At 52.1% G+C, this 8401-nt stretch carries 6 protein-coding genes; 4 read left to right on the top strand and 2 right to left on the bottom strand.

Annotated features, from left to right (window positions below; genetic code table 11):
- Window positions 1–154 precede the first annotated feature (154 nt).
- The 3 genes from AC2215_RS17695 to AC2215_RS17705 all read left to right on the top strand — a co-directional run bounded on the left by AC2215_RS17695 (window position 155) and on the right by AC2215_RS17705 (window position 2847).
- Complete coding sequence (locus AC2215_RS17695) at window positions 155–1201, top strand: ATP-grasp domain-containing protein (RefSeq protein WP_486811319.1); 1047 nt, start codon at window positions 155–157, stop codon at window positions 1199–1201.
- Window positions 1201–1698 carry a GNAT family N-acetyltransferase gene (locus AC2215_RS17700; protein ID WP_486811320.1) on the top strand — a complete coding sequence of 166 codons (498 nt, stop codon included), beginning with the start codon at window positions 1201–1203 and terminating at the stop codon, window positions 1696–1698. Before AC2215_RS17695 ends, AC2215_RS17700 begins: the two co-directional genes overlap by 1 nt.
- Window positions 1699–2097: 399 nt before the next feature.
- A complete protein-coding gene (locus AC2215_RS17705; protein ID WP_486811321.1) occupies window positions 2098–2847 on the top strand; it encodes a cysteine dioxygenase in 750 nt (249 codons plus the stop codon).
- Between the two features lie 131 nt (window positions 2848–2978).
- Here AC2215_RS17705 and AC2215_RS17710 read toward each other — a convergent pair whose 3' ends face one another.
- Window positions 2979–3569, bottom strand: coding sequence for an SAM-dependent methyltransferase (locus AC2215_RS17710; protein WP_486811322.1), 591 nt, complete (start codon window positions 3567–3569; stop codon window positions 2979–2981).
- Window positions 3570–3939: 370 nt separating this feature from the next.
- Here AC2215_RS17710 and AC2215_RS17715 point away from each other — a divergent pair, with 370 nt between their 5' ends.
- Window positions 3940–7017 (top strand): pentapeptide repeat-containing protein, encoded by a 3078-nt coding sequence (locus AC2215_RS17715; RefSeq protein WP_486811323.1) that lies wholly within the window; start codon window positions 3940–3942, stop codon window positions 7015–7017.
- A gap of 191 nt (window positions 7018–7208) precedes the next feature.
- On the opposite strand, the gene AC2215_RS17720 is transcribed toward AC2215_RS17715, so the two are convergent.
- Entirely contained in the window at window positions 7209–8378 is a 1170-nt protein-coding gene (locus AC2215_RS17720) for a M20 family metallopeptidase (RefSeq protein WP_486811324.1), read from the bottom strand.
- Window positions 8379–8401 lie beyond the last annotated feature (23 nt).

An 8401-nucleotide genomic window follows, 5' to 3' on the forward strand; every position in this document is an offset into this window, starting at 1 on the left:
ATAGCAACCGTCAGGGCGGTTTAGGCATCGTGAAGGTGAGCTTTCTTGAGCAGGCAATCGCGGTGAGTAGGGGGAGAGAAGAAAATGCGAGCCTTGAGCTTGATTTCTCGAGTGTCCTAACCGCCTTGGCGACGGCTATATAATCGAAACAACCATGAAACTTCTGAGTATTTGCGACCCGACAAAATATAAATCTCAACCCTTGGATGTGCCGACGTTTTACCAACGGGTGGCCCGCGACCCCCGAGTGGAGTTCTACCACGTTCCCACCCCCCAAGTTTTTACCGGACGGCGATCGGAAATTCAAGCGGCGATCGCCGAAGGAGACTTAACCTACGATCGATTTCTCGCGTTGGGTGAATCAGCCCGACATTGGATCGATTTGCAAGAGATCGATGTGGTGTTTTGCCGCACCCTCAAACCCTTTCCTGCGGGCTATCTCGATCGCTTGAGTCAATGGGAAAAGTGGACGCGCTTTGTTAACTGTCCGTCGAATAAAAAAGAGCAGATGAAACTCGATTTCCTCTTGGATGTGGCTGGGGATTATATGCCAGAGTCGATCGCTACGGCAGACTGGCGGCAGGCTTTGGCGTTCTTCGAGCAATTTCAAACCATTGTTGCCAAACAGGGAAATAGCTGTGGTGGCCGGGGGGTATTCAAAATTTGGTATCGAGATGGTGCGTTTGAGGTCGATAACATTTTGGTTGGTACGCGAACCTTTGCCAATTTTGCCGATGTGATGACCTATCTCCAAGTCGGCGGCAGCGAACCGATTCAGTTCTGCCGCTATCTCCACCGAACCCATGCCGGAGACAAACGGGTGGTGGTGGTGGATGGTGAAATCTACGGCAGCTACCTGCGGCGATCGAAAAGCGGTCATTGGGTGAACAACGTCAGCAGCGATGGGGAATGCACCCTCGCCGACATCACCGATGCAGAAATCGAGGCGATCGAAAATACCGTCGGACGCTACCGGGAACTGGGGTTGCATACCCTGGGATACGACTTTCTACTCGATAACGATGGCACTTGGCGCATTAGCGAAATTAATGCCGGAAATATTGGTGGGTTTGCCCGTTTGGAATTGCTAACGGGGGAACCGGTGATGGATCGGCTGATTGACTGGTTAATTGAGTACGCGCGCCGTCCCCAGTTGGGTTCTGGGTGTTCGATCGTTTCCCCGGTTTTGGGGGTCGCCTGATGTCGATGCTTATCGTTCGTCGCGCCGATGCGGGAGACTACCCGGCGATCGCCTCAATTTATAACGAAGCCGTCGAGTACGGCGGGATTACGATGGATACCAAGCCCCATACAGCAAAAGATATAGAGGCGATCGTCAATAAGATGGGCGATCGAGAAACGCTGCTAGTTGCCGAAGCCGCCGAAACGGTTATCGGATGGGGCATTATCAAGCGTTACAGCGATCGCATCGGCTATCAGGTTTGTTGCGAAACCTCGATTTATCTAAGCTTTTCCGAAACGGGAAAAGGCTACGGCAATGCCTTGCAGACGGTGCTGATGGAGAAAGTGGCAGAATACGGCTACCACCACATCGTCGCCAAAATTTTAGCCGCCAATCCGGGCAGCGTTCGCTTTCATCAGCGGTTCGGGTTTGAAATCGTGGGTGTCCAGAAGGAAATTGGACTCATCGATGGGGTCTGGCACGATGTTGTTATTCTGCAATACCTGTTTCCGTAAGTGGGGAATGGGGTGTGGGGTGTAGGGTGTGGGGTGTGGGGAACGATTAATTGAATAATTCTCCTCTCCCTTGTCTGGCGAAGAGGGCAAAGCATTTGGATTTGTTAAGTTTCGTTTTACCCAGAATTTATCGCCCAAATGCTTGTGCCCCTACATTGTCCCCTTGTCTCCCTTGTCCCCTCTGCCCCCCAAGCCCCCGAAAGCCCACAATCCTCGTCTCATCTTTCTTAGGAAGCATTAAGCTTTTATTCGCCGATCGCACCGGACTTTTTAGGCGTTTCTCATTTTTGAGAAATCCGAGCTTGCTACTTTATGAATAGAGATAGTTATGACGGTTGTTCGTCACCAAATTATCGATTTTTTATCGGGCTATATTTTGAGGCTTTTTCGATGGTAACTATGACTTCTCAATCGACATTATTGAACCAGTATGGGAATTATTCAGAAAGTATTATTAAACTAATTAACACCTTAAAAAAAACAGATTTTTTTACCCCCGAAGATGTCAAAACTATCGTCCAAAATTCTCAAATTTCGACTCAAGATTTGATGCCCTGGACGGATTTCGACCATCCCGTTGCCGATAGCTACGGCCGCAAGCTCGTTTTTGATGGCGGGCATTTTGAAATCATGGTGATGTCTTGGGTTCCAGGAGATTTTAGTGCCATTCACGACCATGGTGCCACTCAATGGGGCGCCGTTCAATGTTTTGGTGCGGCCCAACATTATATTTACAGCTTTACTAAAGGCATTTTAACCACCCGAGAACCGGCACATTACAGCCCTGGGATGGTGCGCGCCGTCGATCGCAGTTTGATTCACCAAATGGGCAATTCTGGTGACGAACCATTCCTCAGCCTCCACGTTTATGGCTGTGAAGGAGCGAAGGGAACGATTACCGGCAACGCTCGCATTTTTGAGTTGCTCGAAGGCAACATTCAGTATACCGATGGGGGGGTTTTCTTTGGGTTGCCCGAAGCCCAAATTAATAAACGGACACCCGGTTTGCAAGGTGATGTAGAAACAACCCTCAGACACCATTTTCAAATGCGCGATCGCATCCATCGAATTCTCAAAACAGAACATAACCCCGAGTTAGAGCAAAAGCTCATCCGCTTGCACGAACAGATCGTTGAATTATCGTCATAACGTTAGAGCCTGTCATTGATTTAATTCAGATCCCTTTTCGGATTTAAATTTGAGGAATATCGGCTGGGGAAATGCGAAATGCACTCGATCGTAAGTGGACTGTATTTTATCTTGAGAAGCGCGATCGAGTGTTATATTTCCTTCAAAGCAATTGCTTGAACAACAGCCGCAAGACCCGTATGGTAAATGCCTTCTACTACATTTCGTTCGAGCTCGATGAGATGGGTAAACTTTAAGTCATTTAACTCAAGAATTAATGAGTCTTTCGAGGTCATCGTATCCGCCGAATTTCCGCCACCCGTGCCATACTTTAACTGGTCTGGAGTGTAAGCCTCGAGAAGGAATACACCTTTAGGTTTAAGCCCTGCAACGACCTTTTTGTGCAATTCTTTTCTGAGCGCCGAAGGTAAAGGGCAAAAAATAGAGACAATTCCATCCCATTTATTTTCACCGATATCGAAATCGACTAAATCGCCACGAATTAATTCGAGCTCAACCCCATTGTCTTCCGCTAATTTTTTGGCTTTACTCAATCCAACTTGAGAGGCATCAACAGCCGTGACTGAGTAGCCCTGCTTCGCAAGAAATACAGCATTTCTTCCCTCCCCTTCTGCTAAGCTGAGAACTTTACCTTTCGGAATAGCATTATAGTTTTCTTCGAGAAATTGGTTCGGAGCTTTGCCGTACACATACTCGTCCGGACTGTATCTTTCATCCCACATATGTTTCTCCAATCGTAATATTCAGACCGAGGAAATCTAACTTATTATTGTGCCATTGCTACAGGATAATATCCCGATTTCGAGAGTGCGATCGCGAAACTTATCGCAGTGACTCTTGAGGAAAAGTTCCTTCGCGCAGCGTCTCCTCAGGCGAATCATCACCAAACCCTCAACCACCTTGCCCAACTCTCCGGATTGTGGTTTGTTTAAACGGCAAGATTCAGAAATTTGTAGGGTAGGCAGTTTTCCTCGCCGGGTTTGTACTGTTACATTTGCGATCGAACTGCCCACCAACCCCGAGAGCGGTTCAACCGTTATAAAAACTGCTATAAAGGGCGATCGATGGATGGTTTCGGGGGATTGACGGGCAATGTCTTGCTTGCTTGCGTTATCTTACAAGCATGGCGTGCTGGTGATGCCCGATCGATTACGCCTCAAGCATCCCCAGCATTTCACGAACTTTGAATCGCCCGACAAAAATCGTCAGATGAACGACAAAACTGGATTATCCGTTACCAAACCCGTTGCCCTTTGGAACAAATCCCTGAAAGCGGATTTTCCAGAACTGTTTAAATCTCTGGGGAAGGGGGTTGTTGATGGCGTCACGGGGAATTGGACGAATGTGGCGCAAGATGCGGTGGAAACGGCGGCGGCATTGGGTTTGGATGCGGAACCGGGGCAGATTGCCTGGTTGCTGATTTATCGATCGCTCGCACGCGCCATCGCCCAATTAATCGAGGAAAATCGGGAGTTGATGCCCCGGCAACCCAATGCCAAAGCGATTCAACTGATGTGCGAGGATTTGGATAACCTCGAAAATCTGGAAGTCACCATCGATCGCCATTTTTTCGAGCATCCCAAAAGCTTGCCCCTCCTCACCGCAATTCAAACTCCCCTCGCCCAGTGGTTGCAAGGGTTGGGATTGAAGGAAGCCGAGGCGACTTCCATGTGCAAGCGCCTCCCCAGCTATTTTCCCCTGGCGCTGAACGACGAATGGCGCGATCGGGGATCGGACTACGATCGCCTCAAGGAATCCCTGGAAACGCCCTTTACTCAAGCTAGCGAGCGGGAACGAGGTTGGTTGCGCTACTTGGCGTGGCTGCAAAAACAGGTGGACGAACCGATGTTTTTGGAAGCCTTCAGCCTCAAGCGGGTATTCGTGCCGTTGCGGGCGTATTTCGATCGCCCCGCCAAAGATGGGAAAGGAGATGAAGATGAATTCGATCGCCCCTCGGTTCGTTTTCACCAGCTAGAGACGAACCCAGGCAAAAAAGTCGATCGCGTCGTCGTCAATCTCGAAAGGGAATTGGAGGCTTGGCTGAAGGCGGCCGATCCCAAAGATGCCATTCGCGTCATCAGTGGCGGGCCGGGATCGGGGAAATCCTCCTTTGGCAAAATCTGGGCGGCGAAACAGGCGGAAGTTGGAGATATTTCGGTATTGTTCGTGCCGTTGCACCAGTTTGACCCCACAGGCGATCTCGTGGAAGCGGTGGGACAGTTCGTTCGTTACGATCCCTATCTGACTCAAAATCCCCTCCACCCCAAAACTGGGGAAGAACGTCTGCTGGTGATTTTCGATGGGTTGGATGAACTGGCGATGCAGGGGAAACAGGCGGCGGATACGGGGCGGGATTTCGTTCGGGAGGTGCAGAAACAGGTGGGGATGTTTAACTCGCGCCAAACCCGGCTGCAAGTCCTCCTCAGCGGGCGAGAACTGGCAGTGCAAGAGAACCGCAGCGAGTTTCGCAAGCCGGGGCAGGTGTTGCATATTCTGCCCTATTTCCTGCCGGAGAGTGAGTGGAAAGAAGAGCGATATTACATCAGAAATTACCGCTATATCGATGAAGCAAACTTGCTGGCGCGAGATTGCCGCCAAGAGTGGTGGCAGCGCTACGGCACTGCTAGCGGACGGGGATATACCGGGATGCCGCAGGATTTAGAACGAGAGAATCTAGTAGAAATTACCTCGCAGCCGTTGCTCAACTATTTGGTTGCCCTCAGTTTTACGCGGGGAACGGTGCAATTTTCCGATGAGAGCAACCTGAATACGATTTATGCCGATCTGCTCGCCGCAGTGTACGAGCGGGGTTGGGCAGATAAACGCCAGCATCCGGCATTGGCGGGAGTGGAAGAAAAAGACTTCATCCGCATCCTCGAAGAAATTGCCCTGGCGGCATGGCACGGAGACGGACGCACCACCACCGTTAAAGAAATCGAATCCCATTGCGAATATGGCGGCTTGAGACGATGGCTGGACCAGTTCCAGGAAAGGGCAAAATCCGGGGTGACGCGGTTGCTGACGGCGTTCTATTTCCGGCAAAGCGGACATTCCGGGGCAGGAGAAAAGACCTTTGAATTTACCCACAAAAGCTTTGGGGAATATCTGACGGCGCGGCGCATCGTCCGGGAAGTGGAACGGATGCACAAAATGCTCGATCGTCGTCGGGACGATCCCGATGATGGCTGGGATGAACGGGAAGCTTTGCGCTACTGGGCAATTCTCTGCGGACCATCCCCCATGGATGAGTATCTGTTTGGGTTTCTGCGAGATGAAATTCACTTGCGGGATGAAAAACGGGTGGCGCAGTGGCAGTTGATGCTGGGCGAGCTGATTGGGTTTATGCTCCGTCACGGAATGCCTATGGAACTGCTCGATACCTGCCCGAAATATCAAGAAAAATGCCGACAAGCTCGGAATGCGGAGGAAGCATTACTGGCAGTCCTCAATGCCTGTGCCCGAGTGACGCAAACCGTCTCGAAAATTGATTGGCCTTCTCCTGATGCTGCCGGAAATTGGATTCATCGCTTACGGGGACAGAGAATAGGGGACGAAAATGGGCTGGCGCTAAATTGTCTGAGTTGGCTGGATTTGTCCGATTGTGTTTTGCCTTGTCAAGATTTGTACGGGGTGAATCTGTACGGGGTGAATCTGGAAGGGGCGAATCTGAAAGGGGCGAATCTGCAACGGGCAAATCTGGAACGGGCGTCTCTGGAAGGGGCGTCTCTGGAAGGGGCGAATCTACAACGGGCGAATCTACAACGGGCGAATCTGAAAGGGACGAATCTGAAAGGGACGAATCTGCTAGAGGTCAATCTGCTAGAGGCAAATCTGTACGGGGCGAATCTGAAAGGGGCGATTCTGTACGGGGCGATTCTGCTAGAGGCAAATCTGTACGGGGCGAATCTGAAAGGGGCGATTCTGCAACGGGCAAATCTGTACGGGGTGAATCTGGAAGGGGCGAATCTGAAAGGGGCGATTCTGCAACGGGCAAATCTGTACGGGGTGAATTTGGAAGGGGCGATTCTGCAACGGGCAAATCTGCAACGGGCGAATCTGGAAGGGGCGAATCTGCAACGGGCGTATCTGAAAGGGGCGTATCTGAAAGGGGCGTATCTGGATAAAGAAACCAATTTTGAGGGCGCGAACTTAGAGGGGGCAAAAGTGTGAAACTCCCTCGTTAGCCCGATGCGTAGGAGGAGAGAATTAAAAATTAAAAATGGGGAAGATGGGGGAGTTAGGGAGGAATGACGCGGTGACGCGGGGATGTGGGGACGCGGTGAGGGGGAGAATTGGGAGAAGATTTAGCCCCCAAAGCTCCCGAAGCCCCCTTCGCCTCCGAAGCCTAAAATTCGGCAGGGTCAAGAAAAATACTTGTAAGCAGAATAGGCAAGAGTCACCACCCCCGTCAAAATCGCCGACTCATCCACTTCAAACTTCGGATGGTGGAGGGGATAGTTGCGGGCGTTGGCGCGTCCCACCCCGAGACGAAACATCACACCGGGGGCGCGATCGAGATAGACGGAAAAATCTTCCGCCCCCAATGAGGGTTCCATCAATATTTCCACCCGATCGCTTCCCCAAGCTTCCTGAACCGCCGATTCCAGGAGTTGCGTTAACTGGGGGTCGTTTTGCACCGACGGCACCACGCGCCGATAATTTACCTCGTACCCCGCCCCGTAAGTGCGGCAGACACTCGCCACGATCTCTTCGATCCATTCGGGCAGTCGGGCGTGGGTTTCCGGGTGCAGCGATCGCACCGTCCCCACTAATTTCACGCTGTCGGCAATCACGTTCGGCGCCCGCCCCCCGCTAATCTGTCCGATCGTCAGTACCACGGGACGCAGGGGGTTTTGGGTGCGGCTGATGGCTTGCTGCAAGGTGGTAATGACTTGAGCGGCAATCCAAATGGCATCGGTGGCTTCGTGGGGACGCGCCCCATGTCCCGATTCCCCCGTAATGATAATTTCCAAATCGTCCGCAGCGGCCGTCAGCGCCCCGTAGCGAATCCCCACGGAACCGCCGGGAATGGTGGGAAAAACATGGACCCCCAACACCGCATCCACCTCATCCATCACCCCATCGTCCACCATCCACCGCGCGCCTTTGGCAATTTCTTCGGCCGGTTGAAACAGAAAGCGCACGCAACCGGGTAGGGATCGATCGAGCTGAGACAGCACCATCGCCGTCCCCAACCCCACGGTGGTATGGACATCGTGACCGCAGGCGTGCATCACTCCCTCGTGGCGGGAGGCAAATTCGAGGTTGGTGCATTCCCGAATCGGCAAAGCATCCATATCCGTGCGAATCGCCAAGCGTCCTGCATTGCCCGTACCGTCGAGTTCCCCCACCACACCGGTTTTTCCCACGGATTCGCGAACGTGCAACCCGCACGAAGACAGCACCCCCGCCACGTAAGCCGAGGTTTGGTATTCCTGGCCGCTTAACTCCGGATGAGCGTGCAGGTGGCGGCGAATTTCAATCAGGCGCGGGGCTAAATTGGTAGCAATTTCCTGGATTCGATCGAGCATGGGGGTGTGGGGTGTGGGGTGTG

The organism is Zarconia sp., from assembly GCF_057467645.1.

Excerpts from the sequence above, each read along its gene's own strand:
- AC2215_RS17695 (WP_486811319.1), top strand. The coding sequence starts at position 155 with ATGAAACTTCTGAGTATTTGCGACCCGACAAAATATAAATCTCAACCC.
- AC2215_RS17700 (WP_486811320.1), top strand. The coding sequence starts at position 1,201 with ATGTCGATGCTTATCGTTCGTCGCGCCGATGCGGGAGACTACCCGGCG.
- AC2215_RS17705 (WP_486811321.1), top strand. The coding sequence starts at position 2,098 with ATGACTTCTCAATCGACATTATTGAACCAGTATGGGAATTATTCAGAA.
- AC2215_RS17710 (WP_486811322.1), bottom strand. The coding sequence starts at position 3,569 with ATGTGGGATGAAAGATACAGTCCGGACGAGTATGTGTACGGCAAAGCT.
- AC2215_RS17715 (WP_486811323.1), top strand. The coding sequence starts at position 3,940 with ATGTCTTGCTTGCTTGCGTTATCTTACAAGCATGGCGTGCTGGTGATG.
- AC2215_RS17720 (WP_486811324.1), bottom strand. The coding sequence starts at position 8,378 with ATGCTCGATCGAATCCAGGAAATTGCTACCAATTTAGCCCCGCGCCTG.